This is a genomic window from Flavobacterium aquaticum, assembly GCF_003259835.1.
In the GTDB taxonomy this organism is placed as follows: Bacteria; Bacteroidota; Bacteroidia; order Flavobacteriales; family Flavobacteriaceae; genus Flavobacterium; species Flavobacterium aquaticum.
In genome coordinates this window covers 62,758-82,335 of the sequence record NZ_QLMI01000003.1, presented here as the reverse complement: position 1 = coordinate 82,335, position 19,578 = coordinate 62,758, and the positions used below count along the sequence as shown (strand labels likewise).

The following is a 19,578-nucleotide window of genomic DNA, read 5'->3' as shown; positions in this document are numbered from 1 at the left end:
AACCTAGTATTCCAATTTTCATTCTTAATTTCAGTGAATGGTTTTTTTCCTGAATAACAAATCCATTTGGCCAGCATGCCCAATCTTTTAAAAAAGAAGTACATGCCCTCTTGTCCTAAATTGATAATTATATCTTCAAAAAAACTCATTTTTAATTTTTTTTAATACCTGTTTTTTTTCAAATATTGCTGGAATTCAACTCGTTAAAAAAACCAACTCGCCACAAAAATCGCTGTAATCACGCAGATTAAATCTACTAAAAGCATCATGCCTAATGTATAACGGGTGTTTTTCACGTTGATACTTCCAAAATAAACCGCAATTACATAGAAAGTCGTTTCAGCGCTACATTGGAAAATACAACTTAATCTTCCTGTTAAAGAATCAGGGCCAAATTGCTTCATGGCATCAATCATAAATCCTCGTGAACCACCAGAACTAAAAGGGCGCAACATCGCCACAGGCAATGAATCGGTGATTTCTTTTGCTACTCCAAGATGTGCAAATAAAAAGGAAATTCCGTTGGCAATAATTTCAAACAAGCCACTATTTCTGAATAATGAAATCGCCACTAACATTCCCATAACATAAGGGAAAATGGTTACTCCGGTTTTTAATCCGTTGTTAGCACCGGTTACAAAAGTATCGAAAATCGTTGTTTTTTGTTCAACGAATTTTTTCTCTTGAACGAAAGAAAATATCAAGGTTCCGCCGATAATCAAGATTAACAATAATCCCGAAAGGTTAGAAGTAAAATAGTTTTTTCCGATTAAATCCAAACTGTTTACGTAGAATAATAATCCCACAATCGCACCGATAACTCCCATTAAAGCCGCTAATAAAGAAGCGCTTTTGAAGTTTACTTTTTGTTTAATTCCGACTAAAATGAATGCAGCAATAGTTCCGATGAACGATGTAATAATACAAGGCAACATTACATCTGCTGGATTTGCAGCGTGTTCTGCAGCTCGATAACCAATAATGGATGTTGGAATTAATGTTAAACCCGCTGCATGCAAACACATAAACATGATTTGGGCATCACTCGCTTTGTCTTTATCTTCGTTAAGTTCTTGTAAACTTTGCATGGCTTTCAAACCAAATGGTGTTGCAGCTGAATCTAATCCTAAGAAGTTGGCGGAAAAATTCAACGTCATATAAGAAATCGACTCGTGGTTTTTAGGAATCGAAGGAAAAACTTTTGCAAATAATGGACTTAATTTCTTAGCCAATCTTTCTGAAGCTCCTGAAATAATAAGCAATTCCATTATTCCACAAAAGAAAGCTAAATAAGCAATCAATGGCAGAATCAAATCAAACAAACTGCTTTTAGTCATAGGAAGTAAACCATCTGCTTTTTGTTTACCGCTGTAGATTTTTACAGTTTGATTATTATAGATGTAGGTAGTGTCTGCATCCTTTTCATTTTTATTAATAATGAATGTTTTATCTTCCGCTTTTTGTACGCTGTCTTGCACAAATTTGGGCACTTCTTTTAAATATTTTTCACCAATTAAAAGTGGTTCGCCTTGTTTTCCGTTCAAAACATAATCAATGGAATAATATTGCGATGAAAACAATCCGAAAACAATAAAAAAGATAGACGATATAAATATCACTAACCAAAATCTACTTAAAACCATAAAATCTATTTTTTCGTAAATGTAGTAAAACAATGCTTTTCAACAAATATTAAAAAAGTATAAAACATTAGTGATTTTAATAAATAATTATATATTTGTAAATTAATTATCAATAAACCTACTAACTACTATGAAAATCAGAAGATTACTATTTATTTTTTCATTAACTTTTTCGGGTTTTGTGTTTTCTCAAACAAAAGAAGATGTGGCTAAAATCACGAAAAATTATGATTTAGAGAAAATCAAACAAAAAATCGACTTTTATAAACAAAAAGAAGATGCTGAAAGAACAAAAGCTATTGCTGAAGCCAATAAAAAAGGTTGGCCAATCATCATTAAAGATGAAAAAGGCTCTGTTCAAGAATTAATGGCTTTAACGCCAGATGGTTATCCTATTTATTATGCTACAACTAACGTAGCGGCTGCTAGATCTACTAGAGCAAACTTTTTACATACTGGTGGAGGAATGGGTTTGACTTTGAATGGTCAAGGAATGGTTGCAAGAGTTTGGGATGGTGATGTAGTGAGACGTACTCACAGCGGTTTCAGTGGAAGAGTAACTACTGTTGACGACACAAGATCAGTTTTCACATCAAATGATTCTCAACATGCAACTCATGTTACAGGAACTATGATAGCATTACCATGGAATTCGACTTCTTCGGGTGTTAAGGGTATGGCTCCTCAAGCAACAGCTAGAACATTTAATTGGACAAATGATGAATCAGAAGCGCTTTCAGAAATTTTATTGGGGATGTTAATTTCCAATCATTCTTACGGTGTTCGTGTTGGAAGTGGTTCAACATTATTACCTGCTTGGTATATTGGAGCTTATTCAGATGCAGCAAGATCTTGGGACGAGATAACATATTTAGCTCCATATTATTTACCAGTAATGTCTGCGGGAAATGACGGGACAAATAACAATAATACAAATCCTATAGCATCAGGTTTTGACAAATTAACAGGAAATAAAACATCTAAAAATGCTTTAATTGTAGCAAATGCTCAAGATGCTACTATTGCAGCAGATGGTTCTTTAACTAGTGTTATTATAAATTCAGGCAGTAGTCAAGGACCTACAGATGATAGAAGAATAAAACCAGATATTGCTGGTAATGGTACGGGGGTTTTATCAACTGTTGCCACAAGTAATACAGCAACTGATTCATATGATGGAACTTCGATGTCTTCTCCAAATGTTTCAGGTACATTGCTATTAGTTCAGCAACACCACAAAAATTTAACTAATGGCTTTATGAAAGCCGCTACTTTAAGAGGATTAGCATGTCATACTGCTGATGATGCTGGAAACACAGGTCCTGATGCAAGATTTGGATGGGGCTTGTTAAATGCTAAAAAAGCTGTTGAAACTTTAACAGGTAATGGTTTAACTTCTTGGGTGTCAGAAGATAATTTAAGTCAAGGACAAACGGCTACTATGACAGTAAAATCTAGTGGAGGTGTAAACAATCCATTGATTGTGTCTATCACATGGACAGATTTACCAGGTACTGCAAATGATGGTACGTGGGGAGATAATAGTACCACTAGAGCTTTGGTAAACGATTTAGATGTAAGAGTTACGAAAGACGGAACAACAACATTTTATCCATGGAGATTGCAAGCTACTCCTTCTTCACCAGCTCTAAGAAATGGAGATAATAATGTAGATAATATTGAAGTAATTAAAATTGATACACCTACAGCCGGAGATTATGTTATTACAATTACACACAAAGGAACTTTAGTTTCGGGCTCACAAGACTATTCTTTGATTGTTACTGGAATTACGTCAAATTTCGCAATAACTTCTAAATCAGATGATTTGACAGTTTGTTCAAATTCAAACGCAGTTTATACTTTTGATTATAAACAATCAGGAAGTTTTACTACTACATTTTCTGCAGTTGGATTACCATCAGGAGCAAGTGCTTCTTTTAGCCCTGCAACTTTAAGTGCTAATGGAACTGTAACAATGACAGTTTCTGGATTAAGCACTGTACAGCCTGGGATATTTCACACAATTGGAATTTCAGGTTCAAATGGTATAGAAACGGAAACAAGATATAAAAAATTAAAAGTTTACTCCATAAACTTTCAGAATCCAGTATTAAATTCACCTGCAAATGCATTAAATTCTGTAGGGTCTTCGGCCAATTTTAATTGGAATTCAAATATTAATGATGAATCTTATAATTTACAAGTTTCAACACAACCTAATTTTTCTACACTTTTTGCAAATGTAAACACAACAAATGCAAGTTATTTATTAACTGGATTAGCATCTGAAACGACCTACTATTGGAGAGTTATTCCTAGCAATCGTTGTGCTACGATGGATGCAAGCATTGCAACTGTTAATAATTTTAGAACGGGTATAATTACATGTAATAATATATTTACAGCTACTGATTTTTCAAATGCGACCATTGATGTTGTTGCTAATAGTAGTGCGTCAGTTCCAATTGTTGTTACAGGTGGAATGACTATAGCTGATTTAAATGTAACTTTGGATATTACGCACACTTGGATTGGGGATATGATAATTACCTTATCTGGACCTGCATCAATTGGAAGACCTGAGATTGTTTTATTTAATCAACCATGTGTTGGTGCGGATGCTTCGTATCCAGACATACAAGCGGTACTTGATGATTCAGGACAAGATGTTACTTGCTCACCTAGTTCTCCTGTTGTTGGAGGTACTGTTAAACCATTTCAAAGTTTATCAGCTCTTAACGGATTGAGTGCTGATGGGACATGGACTTTAAATGTGTTAGATGTTGGTAATCAGGATGGCGGTACAATTAATTCAGTTTCGTTAAATTTTTGTAACGTTGTACCTTCAACATTAAGTTCAAATGAAAATGTTTTAGGTTCTTTAAAAGTGTATCCTAATCCAGCTAAAGGTATTGTTAATATTGATTTAGGAGCAGTTACTGGCGATACTACATTTGAATTATTTGATGTTCAAGGAAGAAAAGTAGTTACTAAAGTTTCTTCTAATACAATTGAAACGTTAAATGTTGAAAATTTATCTGATGGAATTTACATGTTAAGCATCCAAAATGGAAGTGCTAAAACAACTAAAAAAGTAGTGATTAATAAATAATCAGTACCATAAAAACTAAAAAGGGAGCTTTTAAAGCTCCCTTTTTTATACATGAATAATTTCATCTTCAACTAATAATTCTTCGCGTCTTAATCTTAGAAAAATTTGTGCTACAGCAATTACATCTTTTTCGCAATAGGTAATAATTCTGTCGATATCGTTTTCTACGTAAAAAACATGTGCTACTTCACTTCCGTCGATATCATCTTTAGGAGATGGAATTCCCAGTACTTTTGTTAAAAGCTTTAATGAAGTAAAATGTTTGTAGTCGCCAAACTTCCATAATTCCAAGGTGTCTAAATGAGGCACTTCCCAAGGTTTTTTGCCGAATAAATTTATTTTATTTGGTAAAGCAATACCGTTAATAATCATACGTCGAGCTATAAACGGAATATCAAATTCTTTAGCATTATGGCCACAAAGAACGTGCTGTGCTCCGTTAAAATGTGTATTTAGTAAATTTGAAAAATCGTTTAAAATTTTTTTCTCTTCTCCCCAAAAACTAGTCACTCGAAAGTTTCTAATATCCGCCTTATTTACAAAGTAACCCACTGAAATGGTGATGATTTTTCCAAATTCAGCCCATATTCCAGCTCTTTCGTAAAAATCTTCAGCCGAAACTTCATCTTTGCGTTGGTATTGCGTTTTGTGTTCCCATAAATAACGCGTTTCTTCATCTAAAACACCATAATTTTGGTGCTCCGGAACAGTTTCAATGTCTAAAAACAAAATATTGTTCAAGTTAATTTTCTCAATCATTTTTGTATGGTTTATAGTTAATTTAAGTTTTTAGTTTTCCTGCTAATATTCTCAATTCTTTCTAAAATTCAACATTTTATATGCTTCTTCCACATAAACATACAAATCATTACTGTGTGGATCCGTTTCGGTTTGTTTTCCTTTTAAATGTCCTAATCGAACAATAATTAATTCATCTTCTGGAATTACAATTACAAATTGCCCTAAATGACCACGCATGTAGTATAAATCTTTACCTAAAAAGTTATGCATCCACCAACCATAACCATATTCTGGACTATTTTCGAAACGAGGTGTGATACATTTTTTTACAAAAGCACTGTCTAATAATTGTTTTCCATTCCATTTCCCATCGTTTAAATATAATTTTCCAAAGCGCGCAAAATCTCTTGCATTACTAGCTATACAGCAATAAGCTTTTTCTATTCCGTCTGGTGCTTCGTCTAATTGCCAAAGCGCTTCGTTTTCGGCTCCCATGGGTTGCCAAAAGTGTTTGGAAACATAATCAGATAAATGCTCCCCCGTTGCTTTTTCAATACACATAGCCAATAATTGAGTAGCACCACTTAAATATTTAAACGATTGTCCTGGCTTTTCTTTAATGTCTAAACCTAAAATAATGCCTTTTAAATCATCATCAAAATAAGCACGAGTTACAATTGAAAACGGACTATAATATTTTTCATCCCAACTTAATCCAGAAGCCATCGAAGATAAATCGCCAACGGTTACTTCTTTTGCAAATTTGCCTTTTAGTTCTGGAAAAAAATCGGTTACTTTTTGGTCTAAATTTTTAATTTTCCGGTCCATAATGGCTTTTCCTAATGCCATAGTAACGACACTTTTTGCCATAGAAAAAGAATTGGTTTTAGAATTCTTATCAAATCCATCAAAATAACTTTCGTGCCAAATGCTGTCATTTTTAATAATGAGATAAGCAATGGTTTGAAGTTCTTTGTGATTTTTTGTTAATATTTCAGTAGCAGGAACTGAATTATAATCGGAAGCAATTGCCCAAGGTTGAGCAGTTCCTTTTTTAATTTCTCTGTTTGGAAATTCTTTATAATCTTCTAAGAAAGCCGTTGTATAACCTTTAAAATAAATTGTTCTTACTGCACGTAATAGATAATCCACATCAAAAATGTACATTAAAATAATGATACTTGCTAAAACAATAGCGAACCACTTGAAGAATTTTAAAAGAAATTTCATTTCCTAATTTTATAAGATTGTGTTATAAAAGTAGGAAAAAGTTGGAATGATTTTAAAAAAACTAAAACAAACTTTCTTGTTTTACTGGATTTTCGTGTTCCAACAACCATTTTTTTCGCCATAAACCTCCTGCATAACCTGTTAAAGAACCATCAGAACCTATTACACGATGACATGGAATCACAATCCAAAGCGGATTTTTTCCGTTGGCAGAAGCCACAGCCCGAATTGCTTTTACATCACCTAATTTTTTTGATAAATCTAAATAAGAACATGTTTTTCCGAAAGGAATATTTAGTAATTCTTGCCAAACGTTTTTCTGAAAATCAGTTCCTAATGGATTAATTTTAAATGTAAAATCAGTTCTTTTTCCATTAAAATAATCTTGAAGTTGCGAAACAGCCTCTTTTAGTTCTTTAGGAATTTTTGTTGAAATTTCAGTTTCATCATTTAAAATATGAATTTTTGAAATGCCTATTTCATCTCCACAAATTTCGGCACATCCTAAAGGAGTATTTATTACAACTGTTTTCATTTTGTAAATATAAAAAAAACCACCTATAAAAGGTGGTTTAATAAGATGTAAAAAGCTGAATTAATAATATTATTAAGATTTAATCTCTTCTTTTTTGTCAGTAGCTGGCTCTAATACTTTTCCTTTAAAAGATAAAGTTTTTACTGCTTCAGCACCGTTTTCAGTAGTAGTAATAGTTACTGATTTTTGAAACATTCCACCACTTGCAGCGTTAAATGTTGCAGCAACCATTCCTTTTTCACCTGGTTTAATTGGAGTTTTTGTGTAATTTGCAGCAGTACAACCACAAGCAGGTCTTACATTAGTAATTAAGATAGTTTCTTTTGTAGTGTTTGTAAAAGAAAATTCATAAGTAACTGGTTTTCCTTTTTCAATATCTCCAAAATCATGCATTTCTTGATCCCATTTAATGCTTGATTGTTTAGGAGTTGCTGGAGCTTTAACTTCTGCTGGTGTAGCCTGAATTGCTTTAGCTGTTTCTACCTTAACCTCTTTTGTTTGTGCGAATGAAGCACTAGCTATAAATAAAGCTACAATTGATAATTTAATTGATTTCATACTCTATAATATTTTTAGTTATTTTAAATTTGTTCAACAAAACTAAAAAACTTTTAAATTGGTGTTGTTAATTAAATTTTAATGATTGTTAATGACATGTTAACAGGTATTTTTAAAACCACTTTTTTCGTAATATCGAACTCATTATGAAGTTTACCAGATTTAATACCGTAATTTTTGCTGGGTTTTTAGCAATTGTAGGAGTAATTATCATGCAGTTGTTTTTACTCAATCAAGCCTATATTTTTGAGAAAAAAGATGTAGAAGATAAAATCCATTTTGCCTTGCAAGATGTGGTTAACAAAATTTATAAAGACAATAAAAAAGAACTTCCGATAGGAAATCAAATAAAAAAAGTTTCAGAAAATTATTTTATTGTAAATGTAAATGATGTTTTTGAGAATAATATTTTAGAGCAATATTTAAAAAATGAGTTCGAAAAGGTAAAGTTAGAATTAGACTACGAATATGCCATTTATGATTGTAGTTCAGATGCTATGGTGTATGGAAATTATGTTTCAGCTAACGGAAAAGAACCTTCTAAATTTTGTGCCGATTGTTTCTCAAAAAATAGCGATTTAACCTATTACTTTGCGGTTCGTTTTCCAAATATTAAACAGACTTATTTTAAAAGTTTGTCGCAATATTGGATTTTTACTGGAGTTTTGTTCTTTGTTCTGATTATTTATGTGTATTCGGTTTTATTAATGCTAAAGCAAAAAAGATATACCGATTTACAGAAAGATTTCATCAATAATATGACGCATGAATTCAAAACACCATTGGCTTCTATCTTGATTGCTTCCAATTATGCTAATACTCAAAAGGAAATTATCGACAACCCTAAGCTTTCAAAGTATATACAGATTATTATTAACCAAAGTAATAAATTGAACCAGCACATCGAGAAAATTCTATATGTAGCGAAAACAGAAAGCAAGCAAATTGAGTTAGAAAAATCGAAAGTAGATCTGAAAGTGTTATTAGAGTTAGTTAGAGAAAACATATTTTTAAAACATCAGAAAGAAATCAATATAGACATTCAATTAGAGCGAAATTATATCGTTCAGGCAGATGAATTTCATTTTTATAATTTGATTTACAACATAATGGATAATGCAGTAAAATACTCTAATCAAAATCCAGAAATCAAAATCCAATCAAAAGAAAATTCAAAAGGATTGACTTTAAAATTTACTGATAACGGTTGTGGAATTCCAGAAAGTGATTTGCCATTTGTCTTTGATAAATTCTATCGTGTAGCAAGAGAAGACAGTAAAGATATTGAAGGTTTTGGAATCGGACTTTCGTATGTAAAACGCGTTTGCGAATGGCATAAATGGAAAGTCGATGCCAAAAACAACGAAGAAAAAGGAATCACTATAACCATCCAAATAAATAAAAACGATTATGAGTAAAAAGCGCATTTTGTATGTTGAAGACGACGAAACTTTAGCGTTTTTAACCGCTGATAATTTAGAGCAACATTTCGATGTTACCCATTGCGCGAATGGAAAAGAAGCTTTTCAATTGTTTTGCAAAGAGTCTTTCGATTTGTGTGTTTTGGATATTATGTTACCCGATATGGATGGATTTGAAATGGCAACTGAAATCAGAAAACGAAATCAAGAAATTCCGATTATTTTTCTTTCGGCAAAAACCATGAAAGATGACCGAATTAAAGGTTTGAAATTAGGTGCTGATGATTATTTGGTAAAACCATATTCGATAGAAGAATTGATTTTAAAAATTGAAATTTTCTTAAACCGAAGTCAGAAATCAACCGATAATTCAACACAAAAACAATATACTTTTGGAAGTTTTCAATTTGAACCTGAGAATTATTTATTGAAAAATGAAAGCCAAAATATAACTCTTACCGAGCGTGAAGCCTCACTTTTAAAACTATTTTTAGACAACCCGAATACTGTTTTAAAACGCGAAAAAATTTTAATGGAATTATGGGGAAGCGATGATTATTTCTTAGGCAGAAGTTTAGACGTATTCATTTCAAGATTACGAAAAATTATAAAAGAAGAAACCCACGTGAGAATTGAAAACATTCCGCGCGTGGGCTTTAAATTAGTAGTTGAGTAACGGTTACTCGAAACTCATCATATATACTTCTAAAGCTTTGCGTTCTTCAGCCGTCATGGCTTTTGTAATAGCAAAGTTGGTTTTCATGGTTTCGTATTGCGATGGGTCAACAATAGGTTCGCCTTCTTCGTTAATGAAAGCAGCAATACTTGCACCTTTTTCCTTGTAAATTTTGGCGATATCTTTTATTGCTGGTCCAATTACTTTTGTGTCGGGTTTGTGACATGCTGTACACGTTCCTTTTCCTTCAAACAATTCTTGTCCTTTTGCCAGTAATGGGTCAACAGTAGTTTCTGTTGCTACTTCTGTTTTTTCTTGAACAGGATTTCCGTAGGCATCAGTTTCTTTTTTATCGCTACAATTAGTTAGCGAAAGACCAAAAGCTAATACGCCTAATGATTTCAATATAAGTTTCATTTTGATATGATTTAGAAATATCGATAAAATTACACTATCGATTTCACTTAGTTTGTGACATTTGTCACATTACTTTTTATTTAATAAAATTGCTGCTTCTTTAGCAAAATAAGTGGAAATCAAACTCGCACCCGCTCTTTTGATACACATTAATTGCTCCATCATAATTTTATCATGGTCTAACCAACCTCTTTCGGAAGCCGCTTTAATCATGGCATATTCTCCTGAAACATGGAAAACTGTTACCGGAACATCAACTGCATTTTTAACTTCACGAACAATATCTAAATAGGCAATCCCGGGTTTTACCATGACCATATCAGCTCCTTCTTCCACATCCCAAAGTGCTTCTTTAACCGCTTCGATGCGATTAGCATAATCCATTTGGTAGGTTTTTTTGTCTTTCGGTACTTCGACAGGCTCAGTATCAACATCAGCATCTTTTGGAGCTGAATCCAAAGCATCACGAAACGGGCCATAAAAAGCCGAAGCATATTTTGCCGAATAACTCATAATTCCCACATTGTGAAATCCCGCAGCATCTAAACCTTGACGTAAACGTAATACACGACCATCCATCATGTCGCTTGGCGCTACAAAATCGGCACCTGCTTTGGCGTGAGAAACCGCCATTTTTACTAAAGTATCATTGGTGGCGTCATTTGCCACATCGCCTTTTTCAATAATTCCATCATGACCATAAATTGAATACGGATCTAAAGCTACATCAGGCATTACAATCATTTCAGGACAAGCGGCTTTTATGGCACGAATGGCTCTTTGCATCAAACCATTGTCGTTCCAAGCTTCTTTTCCAGTATTGTCTTTTAAATCATCACTAACTTTTACATAGATGTTTACGGCACGAATTCCCAAAGCAAATAATTCTTTTACTTCTTCCACCGTTAAATCTAATGTACGACGTAAAATTCCTGGCATAGAAGGGATTTCTACTTTTGTATTTTCTCCTTCCATGATAAACATAGGAAACATAAAATCAGCCGGACTCAAGCTGGTTTCGCGAACTAAACTTCTTATAGATTCGTTTACTCTTAAACGACGACCTCTGTGTAATGGGAACATACTATTTTGTTTAAATTGTTTAAAAGTTTAAGGTTTAAAGTTGTTTTAACTTTGCGCTTAAACCCATTCGATTGGATTTTCTAATACTTTGATTAATTTTTCTTCTTCTGAACCAATTTCGGGTTTATGATCGTAAATCCACTGAACATGTGGAGGCATACTCATCAAAATACTTTCGATTCTTCCATTGGTTTTTAGTCCGAAAAGGGTGCCTTTATCATGAACCAAATTGAATTCTACATAACGACCACGACGAATTTCTTGCCAAGTTCTTTGAGCATCCGAATAAGGTAAATCTTTTCTTTTTTCTACAATTGGAACATACGCTTGCAAGAACGAATTCCCAACTTCAGTTACGAAATTGTACCAATCTTCCATTTTCATGGTTTCGGTTGCTTTCAAATAATCGAAAAACAAACCTCCAATTCCTCTTGCTTCAAAACGATGTGCATTCCAAAAATACTCGTCGCATTTCTTTTTGTAATTTGGATAAAATTCAGGGTTATGTTTATCGCATGCCGTTTTACAGGTCTGGTGAAAATGTTTTGCATCTTCTTCAAACAGATAATACGGAGTTAAATCTTGTCCGCCACCAAACCATTGGTTGATGATGTTTCCTTTCTCATCATACATTTCAAAATAACGCCAATTGGCATGAACGGTTGGTACCATTGGGTTTTTTGGGTGAATGACTAAACTCAATCCGCAAGCAAAAAAATCGGCTTCTCCTACGCCGAACATTTTTTGCATCGTATCAGGCAATTTACCATGAACGGCTGAAATGTTTACACCGCCTTTTTCAAAAACGTTTCCGTTTTCAATAACACGTGTGCGACCACCGCCGCCTTCTGGTCGTTTCCAAATATCTTCACGAAATTTGGTGCCGCCATCAATGTCTTCTAATCCTTTACAGATTTGCTCTTGTAGGTTTTGTATGTAGGTGTAGAATTTGTTTTTCATCGATTTGTTTTGAGGGCAAATATTGTGTCTAAAGTTTGATTACACTGTAATGGATTACAAATTTATTAATTTCTTGTAACATATTTAACAAAAACTAGGGTATAAAAGCTTATAATTCTTTTTATTTTTGTCTTTCACGTCTAATTACAACTTGCAAATTTTATTTTGTAAAATCATTTAAATTTTAATAATAGTTGTTTTTAGAGAAAGAAAATAAAATGTTTTTAACTAAAAGTGAGGCTATAAAATACATTATTATACCTCTGTTATTTTTACTAAGTCTTAATGGGTTTTCTCAAAACGAAACAAACCATTGGTATTTTGGTAAAAATGCAGGGTTAGATTTTAATTCTGGTGAAGAAGATGTTTTAACTGATGGCAATATGATTACTCCTGCCGGCTGTTCAAGTATTTCTGACTTTAATGGTAATTTGATGTTTTATTCTAATGGACAAAACATTTGGAATAGAAACCATCAAATTATGAATAATGGTAATGATTTGGTAGGTGATATTGAAGGAGTTCAAACGTCAATAATAATACCTAAACCTAATGATTCGTCTACCTATTATATTTTTTATACCAGAGAAAATACAGTAACTAGTCCTACTGTTATGTCTGCCGGAGTTTATTATTCAGAAATAAAATTTAACGCGCAAAACCCACTTGGAATTGTTGTTTTGAAGAATCAAAGAATTGCAAATACGGCGACTTCTAGATTAGCAGCAATTTATGATAATGATTCGGACACCTATAAAGTGCTTTTTGTAACAAAACCAAATGCACCTATTTTAAATCAAAATGGAGAGGAACTTTTTGTTTTTAGAATTTTTAATGTTTCTCAGACAGGTGTTAATTTGACACCAATTTTAATCACAATTAATGAAGTTATAGGTACTTCTGGGCCATTAAAAATTTCTCCTGATGGAAAACACATCGCTTTAGTTGATGCTATTAACATGAATATTTATACTTACAAGTACAATTTAAGTCTTGATAGTATAATTTTTTATAAAAGACTAAATTCTATTCCTGCTTTTGGATTGTTTTTAACTCCTTATGGAGTTGAGTTTTCACAAGATTCTAAAATGTTATATTACACAGGGTCAGCTGGCGATACTGCATATATTGTTCAGGTTCAATTTTCTCGTTTGGAAGATTTGGACCCGCCAAATTATTATTATTTCGTTGAGAGACAAGCAAGATTTTTACAATTAGCAAGAAATGGAAAGATATATGTTTCTAAAGGAGATATAAATTTTCCATCAAATCAAATAAGTGTTATAAGTAAGCCTGAAAAGGCTGGTTCTGATTGTTTATTTCAAAGTGGTGTAATTAGTCTTGTACCTGGAAGCTCAACAAAAGGTTTACCAAATTTTATAGTTTCAAGCCTTAGAAATAGAATAATTGTTTCGGAAGATACATGTATTAATACTCCTTTTGATTTTAGTTTAGATATGTATGTTCCAATTATTTCTGTTCAATGGGATTTTGGTGATGGAAATTTTTCAAATGATTTGAATCCATCTCATGCATTTACTACATCGGGTTTTCAAAAAATTAAAGCTACTGTCGTAACACAAAATAGAACATTTGTATTGTATAAAACAGTAATTGTTTTTCCTCCGCCATTGTTGCTTCCTAATCAAGTTTTAACTCAATGCGATACGGATAATGATGGTTTTTCAATTTTTAATTTAGAAAACATAAGCGATTTTATTAGTAACGCAAATTTAGATTTTCAGTATTATTTTTACAATGATAGTCAAGATGCTCAAAATGACATCAATCGAATCCCAAATCCAAATCAGTATACAAATAGGTCTAATTTAGAAGAAATTTTTGTAAAAATAATTACAGAAAAAGGATGTTCTTTAATTACGAGTTTCTTTATAGAAAATAGAACAACAACTTCCACAACACAAATACCAAATTTTTATACCTGTGAAAACTCAGATGGTATTTTAAATAATCTAGAAGGACAATTTGATTTATCGGCAATTGAATCAGATATTATTACTTTGTTAAGTATTCCGACTGGATATGAAGTTAATTTTTATAGTAGCTTTTTAGATGCTCAAACCAAGTTAAATCAAAAAACAGGGCTTTATATAGCTTCTTCAGGAGTTCTTTGGATTAGAGTAGAGGACGAAAATAATACATGTAATGGGATTTTTTCTTTTAATATTGTAGTTAACTCTCCTATAGAAATTAATATTGAAAATATATATACGATTTGTGATTCAACTATTCAATCTCCAATTGTTTTAGATGGAGGGATAAACAATACTTCTTGGACATGGAAAGACAGAAACGATGTGGTTTTGTCTAATCAAAGATTTTTTTCTCTTACAGAAGAAGGAAGATTCTCTGTTGTTTTAGAAAAACTTGAAAATGGAATTATCTGTACAGAAACAAAACGTTTTATAGTAAGAAATGCTGAGGTTCCAGTATTAAAAGAGATTAGTTCGGATAATAATGAAATATTTATTTCAATAGAAGGTACAGGAAATTATGAGTTTTCAATTGATAATATTTCCTATTTCGGATCTGGAAATTCTCATACTTTTCAAAATTTAGAGCCAGGAATTTACACCATTTATGTTAAAGATGTTACAGGATGTAACTATATAATAAAAGATAATGTTTTGTTGATAAAATCGCCTAGTTATTTTACACCTAATAATGATGGTATAAATGATTATTGGAGAATTCACGGACCACTAGATGATTTTTATTCTTCGGTTGAAATAAACTTGTTTGATAGATTTGGAAATTTACTTCATTCTATGAACTTGATTGAAAGTAATTTAGGGTGGGATGGTACATCTAAAAATAAAATGTTGCCAGCTTCAGATTATTGGTATAAAGTAACTTTTAAAGATTTTAATGATAATACCATTACCAAAAGAGGGCATTTCAGCCTTATTAGATAAGGGTTTATTTGAAGTTAAAAGAATTATCTAAATTTTTGTAATTCTTTTAACTTCAAATTTTATAGAACTACTTCTTATACTCCTTCACCGCCTCAACAAACGCTTTAGCATGATCCACAGGAATATTTGGTAATATACCGTGACCTAAGTTTACAATGTATTTGTCTTTTCCGAATTCGTCGATCATTTCGTGAACCATTTTCTTAATGGTTGGAATTGGAGATAATAAACGACTTGGGTCGAAATTTCCTTGTAACGTTATGTTTCCGCCTGATAAATATCTTGCGTTTCTAGCAGAACATGTCCAATCTACTCCTAAAGCAGAAGCTTTTGATTTTGCCATTTCGTTCAAGGCAAACCAACAACCTTTTCCAAAAACGATTACTTCTGTTTCTTCAGCTAAAGCTTCCACAATTTGGTTAATGTATTGCCAAGAGAATTCTTGATAATCTACTGGAGAAAGCATGCCTCCCCAAGAATCAAAAATTTGAATCGCATTACAACCTGCTTTTACTTTTTCTTTTAAGTATAAAATGGTGGTATCGGTAATTTTTTGCAACAATAAGTGTGCTGCCACAGGATTTGAAAAACAAAATCCTTTTGCTGTATCAAAACTTTTAGAACCTTTTCCTTCTACAGCATAACAAAAAATAGTCCATGGCGAACCTGCGAAGCCAATTAATGGCACTTCGTCGTTCAGCATTTCTTTGGTTAATTTTACGGCATCCATTACGTAACCTAAGGTTTCGTGAATATTCGGAACAAAAACTTGGTTTACTTGTTCAGCTGTACGAATAGGATTTGGAATTATCGGACCTAAATTGTCTTTTAATTCTACGTGAATTCCCATAGCTCTTGGAACTACTAAAATATCTGAGAATAAAATCGCAGCATCTGGTTTTACAATTCTAATAGGTTGAACCGTAATTTCAGCAGCTAATTCTGGAGTTTCGCAACGGGTAAAAAAATCATATTTATCGCGTAATGCTCTAAATTCTGGTAAATATCTTCCGGCTTGACGCATCATCCATACTGGCGGGCGTTCTACAGTTTCTCCTTTTAATGCTCTTAAAAATAAGTCGTTCTTTAACATGGTTTTTTGTTTTTCAGACCTGACAGGTTTCGAAAACCTGTCAGGTCTTGTTTATTTGTAATATTTTATAACTTCGTTAATTACATTATCAACGGTGGGTTGTGATGCAATTACTATGTTTTTTGTTCTATTTTCTAATGCTTTTGCCGTGGTTGTTCCAATGCAAAAACAGGTTTTGTTTTCTAATGAATTCTTTTCTAAAAAACTATTTACACCTGATGGACTATAAAACAAAACGCCATCAAATGATTTTTTTATTTGCTGTGGTTTCAGTTTGGTCTCATATACGATAGTTTCGTTGTATGCGATTTTATTTTGCTGAAAAAAAGCAGGAATTGTATTTCTTCTGATATTTCCGCAAAAGAAAGTAAACGAATTACTTTTATATTTTGATTCGATTATTTGAATTAATTCTTCAGCATAATCGGCACTTTCAATAACGGTAAATCCTTTCTTTTCGAGGAATTTTTTGGTTTTACTTCCTACACACAAACACGAAAAGGTATGAACGTTTTTTATTTTTGATTTTAAAACACTTTTCACCGCTTTTTTACTTGTAAAAACTAAGTAATCGTTTAGTTGAGGTGTTTCAAAATCAACAGCTTTTGTTTGAATAAAATTCTTTTCTACAAGTTCAATTTTAGCATCAGAAAGTTTGTTTTTTAATGCTTTTGAAAGTTTTTTTGTAGAGAGAATTTGGGTCATTTTAGCTTCTAATTTGGTGTTCTTCTTGTCCTAAACAATAGGTTTCAATGTCTTTATTGTATCCATAAACTACTAAAATATCGTCTTCTTGTACAATAGTGTCAGGTGATGGACGTCCAATAGTTTCTTTTACTATAGATTTTTTTCCAATAAGATTTCGCTTTTCTCTTTTTCTAATGATAGTCACTAAGGTTAATCGATATTTATCGATAGAATCTAATTCGGCCAAAGTTTTTCCAAAGAATTCTGGTTTAGCTTTTACTTCAGAAATGGTAAAATTATCATCTAATTGATAGTTTTCTAAAGTAGATTTAAAATTGATTTGTTTAGTTAATCTATCTGCAGACTCTTGTTCAGGATGAATGATGCTGTAAATTCCCATTGCTTCTAAAACCGTATCGTGAATTGGCGACAAAGCTCTACTGATAATTTTCACATCACTCAATTTTTTAATAATAGCTGTTGTAATGATGGCAGCACCTTCGTTTTCACCAATAGCAACAACTACTTTGTCTGCATCTTTTAAAGGCAAAGCTTCGTAAGATAATTCATTAGTAGAATCTAAGGCAATTGCATGCGAAATCTTGTCTTTTACTAAATTTACCTTTTCGATGTTCTTATCTACACCAATTACTTCGTTTCCTGTTTCAGTTAAGCTGATAGCAAGTGACATTCCGAAGTTTCCTAAACCAAATACTATAATTTTCATTTTTGGTAGATTAGTTAATTAATATATTTTCTTTTGGATATTCGTAGAATTGATGATTCAATCTTCGTAATAATCCAACCATTAAGTTGAGCATTCCAATACGACCAATAAACATACAAGCAATTAAAATATATTTACTTGGTTCTGTAACAGTAGGTGTATAATTTAAACTCAATCCTACAGTACTATAAGCTGAAAAACATTCAAAAGCAACCGTTAATAGAGGTGTTCCTTTTGGTTCAAAAATTAGCATTGCTACTATTGATATTCCTATTGTTATTAAAGATATACACAAAATAGCAAAGGCACGAGATGTAGATTCTGATGAAATTCTTCTTCCAAATAATTCAATTCTGCTTTTTCCTCTTGCTACGGCAAAGATGTTCAAAGTTGCTAAAGCAAATGTACTCGTTTTGATACCACCTGCAGTAGAAGCTGGAGAACCACCAATCCACATTAAAAAGATGATTAGTAAAAGTGAAGGAACATTCATTTGAGTAAAATCAACAGCATTAAAACCTGCTGTTCTTGGTGTAACAGAGTTAAATGCGGCGGCAGTTATTTTTCCAAAAGTACTTTGATGTTCTAATAAAGTGTTGTTGTATTCTGAGATAAACAAGAAAATAAAACCACCAATTAACAAAATTAAAGTAGTGTAAATTACAATTTGCGTATTTAATGTAATGATTCGAACTTTTCTATGAATGATAGTTTTGTCAAAAAGTTCTATTACATGCGTTTTTATTTTTTGATAGAAATTAAATACAATGTTGTGACCTAATCCACCTAATATAATTAAAATCATGATAATCCATTGTAAGAAATAGTCAAAACGAATGGCTTCATCATACAATCCAGCCGATAAAATAGAAAATCCAGCATTACAAAAAGCTGAAATAGAATGGAATATTGAAAAGAAAAATTTATTGTCAATAGTATTGTTGTCAATAATTGATGAATACACAAAAATAGCGCCAACAGCCTCCACTCCAATAGTGAAAATCACCACATTTAGAGCCGCTCTAAAAACGTCTTTTAAACCTTCATGAGCAATAAAATCTTTGGTGTTTAACCCTTCTTTAAAGGATGAACTTCCTCTAAAAAAGAAGGCGAAGAAAGAAGTAAAAGTTAAGATACCAATTCCGCCCAATTGAATTAAAACTAAGATTATGGATTGTCCAACAGTTGTAAAGGCCGTTGAAGTATCAACAACTGTTAATCCTGTAACGCAAACCGCACTTGTTGAAGTAAAAAGCGCATTAGTAAAGGTAATTCCGTTTGTTGTAGCACTTGGAAGCATTAATAAAAATCCTCCCGTTAAGGCTAAAATCATGAAACTTCCAACAAAAACAATTGCCGGATTAAAATAAATATCATAAATATGACGCACTAAAACCAACAATCGCAATAAGAAATAAAATATGAGACCACCTTCTAAAATAGGTTTTACTTTTTGAAGAATATAATCAGAAGGAAAATCTAAGTTTAATATTGAAATTACAAAACAGGTTATCATTATCCCAGTTAGTAAAATCATATTTGCAAGTGCTACTTTTTTGTTGCTCTTGTACTTGTAGGTGAAAAACTTAAAGGAATTAAATGCTAATAATCCAATAGAAAGAAAAATCAATCCAATTACATGGGGCGAATTATAGTTTTCTTCAAAGTCATATCCAAAGTCAAAAACTATGAAAAGTAGTACGATGATATCAAAAAAGCGATATAAATAATTGAGTAACGATTCTTTCTCCATTTT

Annotated in this window: 16 protein-coding genes; 4 read left to right on the top strand and 12 right to left on the bottom strand. The window is 32.2% G+C overall.

All coding sequences use genetic code 11. The annotated features are described in order from the left end of the window. Window positions 1-203 precede the first annotated feature (203 nt). Complete coding sequence (locus B0I03_RS05430; protein ID WP_111566452.1) at window positions 204-1,643, bottom strand: nucleoside recognition domain-containing protein; 1,440 nt, start codon at window positions 1,641-1,643, stop codon at window positions 204-206. 130 nt (window positions 1,644-1,773) lie between these two features. Here B0I03_RS05430 and B0I03_RS05425 point away from each other — a divergent pair, with 130 nt between their 5' ends. Continuing rightward, a complete protein-coding gene (locus tag B0I03_RS05425) occupies window positions 1,774-4,758 on the top strand; it encodes a S8 family serine peptidase (RefSeq protein WP_111566451.1) in 2,985 nt (994 codons plus the stop codon). A gap of 45 nt (window positions 4,759-4,803) precedes the next feature. Here B0I03_RS05425 and B0I03_RS05420 read toward each other — a convergent pair whose 3' ends face one another. The 4 genes from B0I03_RS05420 to B0I03_RS05405 form a co-directional block, all read right to left on the bottom strand. Continuing rightward, window positions 4,804-5,517, bottom strand: a complete 714-nt coding sequence (locus B0I03_RS05420) for a 3'-5' exonuclease (RefSeq protein ID WP_111566450.1) — start codon at window positions 5,515-5,517, stop codon at window positions 4,804-4,806. Window positions 5,518-5,568: 51 nt separating this feature from the next. Further along, window positions 5,569-6,729, bottom strand: a complete 1,161-nt coding sequence (locus tag B0I03_RS05415) for a serine hydrolase domain-containing protein (protein ID WP_111566449.1) — start codon at window positions 6,727-6,729, stop codon at window positions 5,569-5,571. 61 nt (window positions 6,730-6,790) lie between these two features. Continuing rightward, the gene (locus B0I03_RS05410; RefSeq protein ID WP_111566448.1) at window positions 6,791-7,264 is read right to left on the bottom strand and encodes a methylated-DNA--[protein]-cysteine S-methyltransferase; all 474 of its coding nucleotides are present in this window, start codon (window positions 7,262-7,264) and stop codon (window positions 6,791-6,793) included. Between the two features lie 72 nt (window positions 7,265-7,336). Continuing rightward, window positions 7,337-7,822: a DUF1573 domain-containing protein gene (locus B0I03_RS05405; protein WP_111566447.1), complete on the bottom strand. Its 486-nt coding sequence runs from the start codon at window positions 7,820-7,822 to the stop codon at window positions 7,337-7,339. Between the two features lie 146 nt (window positions 7,823-7,968). Here B0I03_RS05405 and B0I03_RS05400 point away from each other — a divergent pair, with 146 nt between their 5' ends. After that, the gene (locus B0I03_RS05400) at window positions 7,969-9,240 is read left to right on the top strand and encodes a sensor histidine kinase (protein ID WP_111566446.1); all 1,272 of its coding nucleotides are present in this window, start codon (window positions 7,969-7,971) and stop codon (window positions 9,238-9,240) included. Continuing rightward, window positions 9,233-9,919, top strand: coding sequence for a response regulator transcription factor (locus B0I03_RS05395; RefSeq protein ID WP_111566445.1), 687 nt, complete (start codon window positions 9,233-9,235; stop codon window positions 9,917-9,919). Before B0I03_RS05400 ends, B0I03_RS05395 begins: the two co-directional genes overlap by 8 nt. Window positions 9,920-9,922: 3 nt before the next feature. Here the strand turns inward: B0I03_RS05395 and B0I03_RS05390 are convergent, their stop codons facing one another. The 3 genes from B0I03_RS05390 to hemF all read right to left on the bottom strand — a co-directional run bounded on the left by B0I03_RS05390 (window position 9,923) and on the right by hemF (window position 12,379). Then, complete coding sequence (locus B0I03_RS05390; RefSeq protein ID WP_111566444.1) at window positions 9,923-10,336, bottom strand: c-type cytochrome; 414 nt, start codon at window positions 10,334-10,336, stop codon at window positions 9,923-9,925. Between the two features lie 69 nt (window positions 10,337-10,405). Next, window positions 10,406-11,419 carry a porphobilinogen synthase gene (gene hemB / locus B0I03_RS05385; protein WP_111566443.1) on the bottom strand — a complete coding sequence of 338 codons (1,014 nt, stop codon included), beginning with the start codon at window positions 11,417-11,419 and terminating at the stop codon, window positions 10,406-10,408. Window positions 11,420-11,476: 57 nt separating this feature from the next. After that, on the bottom strand, window positions 11,477-12,379 hold the full coding sequence (gene hemF, locus B0I03_RS05380) for an oxygen-dependent coproporphyrinogen oxidase (RefSeq protein WP_111566442.1): 903 nt from the start codon (window positions 12,377-12,379) through the stop codon (window positions 11,477-11,479). 218 nt (window positions 12,380-12,597) lie between these two features. Here hemF and B0I03_RS05375 point away from each other — a divergent pair, with 218 nt between their 5' ends. Beyond that, window positions 12,598-15,315, top strand: coding sequence for a T9SS type B sorting domain-containing protein (locus B0I03_RS05375; protein WP_146603259.1), 2,718 nt, complete (start codon window positions 12,598-12,600; stop codon window positions 15,313-15,315). A 67-nt stretch (window positions 15,316-15,382) separates the two neighbouring features. On the opposite strand, the gene hemE is transcribed toward B0I03_RS05375, so the two are convergent. Genes hemE through B0I03_RS05355 form a run of 4 tightly spaced genes read right to left on the bottom strand, consistent with a single transcriptional unit; the run spans window position 15,383 to window position 19,575 of the window. Further along, entirely contained in the window at window positions 15,383-16,408 is a 1,026-nt protein-coding gene (gene hemE / locus B0I03_RS05370; protein WP_111566440.1) for a uroporphyrinogen decarboxylase, read from the bottom strand. Between the two features lie 51 nt (window positions 16,409-16,459). Further along, entirely contained in the window at window positions 16,460-17,113 is a 654-nt protein-coding gene (locus tag B0I03_RS05365; RefSeq protein ID WP_111566439.1) for a uroporphyrinogen-III synthase, read from the bottom strand. A gap of 1 nt (window position 17,114) precedes the next feature. Continuing rightward, window positions 17,115-17,822, bottom strand: coding sequence for a potassium channel family protein (locus B0I03_RS05360; RefSeq protein WP_111566438.1), 708 nt, complete (start codon window positions 17,820-17,822; stop codon window positions 17,115-17,117). 10 nt (window positions 17,823-17,832) lie between these two features. Beyond that, the gene (locus tag B0I03_RS05355; RefSeq protein ID WP_111566437.1) at window positions 17,833-19,575 is read right to left on the bottom strand and encodes a TrkH family potassium uptake protein; all 1,743 of its coding nucleotides are present in this window, start codon (window positions 19,573-19,575) and stop codon (window positions 17,833-17,835) included. Window positions 19,576-19,578 lie beyond the last annotated feature (3 nt).

What these genes read in the sequence shown, in the direction of transcription:
- B0I03_RS05420 (WP_111566450.1), bottom strand. Translation starts at nt 5,517, where the DNA reads ATGATTGAGAAAATTAACTTGAACAATATTTTGTTTTTAGACATTGAA.
- B0I03_RS05415 (WP_111566449.1), bottom strand. Translation starts at nt 6,729, where the DNA reads ATGAAATTTCTTTTAAAATTCTTCAAGTGGTTCGCTATTGTTTTAGCA.
- B0I03_RS05360 (WP_111566438.1), bottom strand. Translation starts at nt 17,822, where the DNA reads ATGAAAATTATAGTATTTGGTTTAGGAAACTTCGGAATGTCACTTGCT.
- B0I03_RS05390 (WP_111566444.1), bottom strand. Translation starts at nt 10,336, where the DNA reads ATGAAACTTATATTGAAATCATTAGGCGTATTAGCTTTTGGTCTTTCG.
- B0I03_RS05395 (WP_111566445.1), top strand. Translation starts at nt 9,233, where the DNA reads ATGAGTAAAAAGCGCATTTTGTATGTTGAAGACGACGAAACTTTAGCG.
- hemF (WP_111566442.1), bottom strand. Translation starts at nt 12,379, where the DNA reads ATGAAAAACAAATTCTACACCTACATACAAAACCTACAAGAGCAAATC.
- B0I03_RS05375 (WP_146603259.1), top strand. Translation starts at nt 12,598, where the DNA reads ATGTTTTTAACTAAAAGTGAGGCTATAAAATACATTATTATACCTCTG.
- B0I03_RS05355 (WP_111566437.1), bottom strand. Translation starts at nt 19,575, where the DNA reads ATGGAGAAAGAATCGTTACTCAATTATTTATATCGCTTTTTTGATATC.
- hemB (WP_111566443.1), bottom strand. Translation starts at nt 11,419, where the DNA reads ATGTTCCCATTACACAGAGGTCGTCGTTTAAGAGTAAACGAATCTATA.
- B0I03_RS05365 (WP_111566439.1), bottom strand. Translation starts at nt 17,113, where the DNA reads ATGACCCAAATTCTCTCTACAAAAAAACTTTCAAAAGCATTAAAAAAC.
- B0I03_RS05400 (WP_111566446.1), top strand. Translation starts at nt 7,969, where the DNA reads ATGAAGTTTACCAGATTTAATACCGTAATTTTTGCTGGGTTTTTAGCA.
- B0I03_RS05405 (WP_111566447.1), bottom strand. Translation starts at nt 7,822, where the DNA reads ATGAAATCAATTAAATTATCAATTGTAGCTTTATTTATAGCTAGTGCT.
- B0I03_RS05425 (WP_111566451.1), top strand. Translation starts at nt 1,774, where the DNA reads ATGAAAATCAGAAGATTACTATTTATTTTTTCATTAACTTTTTCGGGT.
- hemE (WP_111566440.1), bottom strand. Translation starts at nt 16,408, where the DNA reads ATGTTAAAGAACGACTTATTTTTAAGAGCATTAAAAGGAGAAACTGTA.
- B0I03_RS05430 (WP_111566452.1), bottom strand. Translation starts at nt 1,643, where the DNA reads ATGGTTTTAAGTAGATTTTGGTTAGTGATATTTATATCGTCTATCTTT.
- B0I03_RS05410 (WP_111566448.1), bottom strand. Translation starts at nt 7,264, where the DNA reads ATGAAAACAGTTGTAATAAATACTCCTTTAGGATGTGCCGAAATTTGT.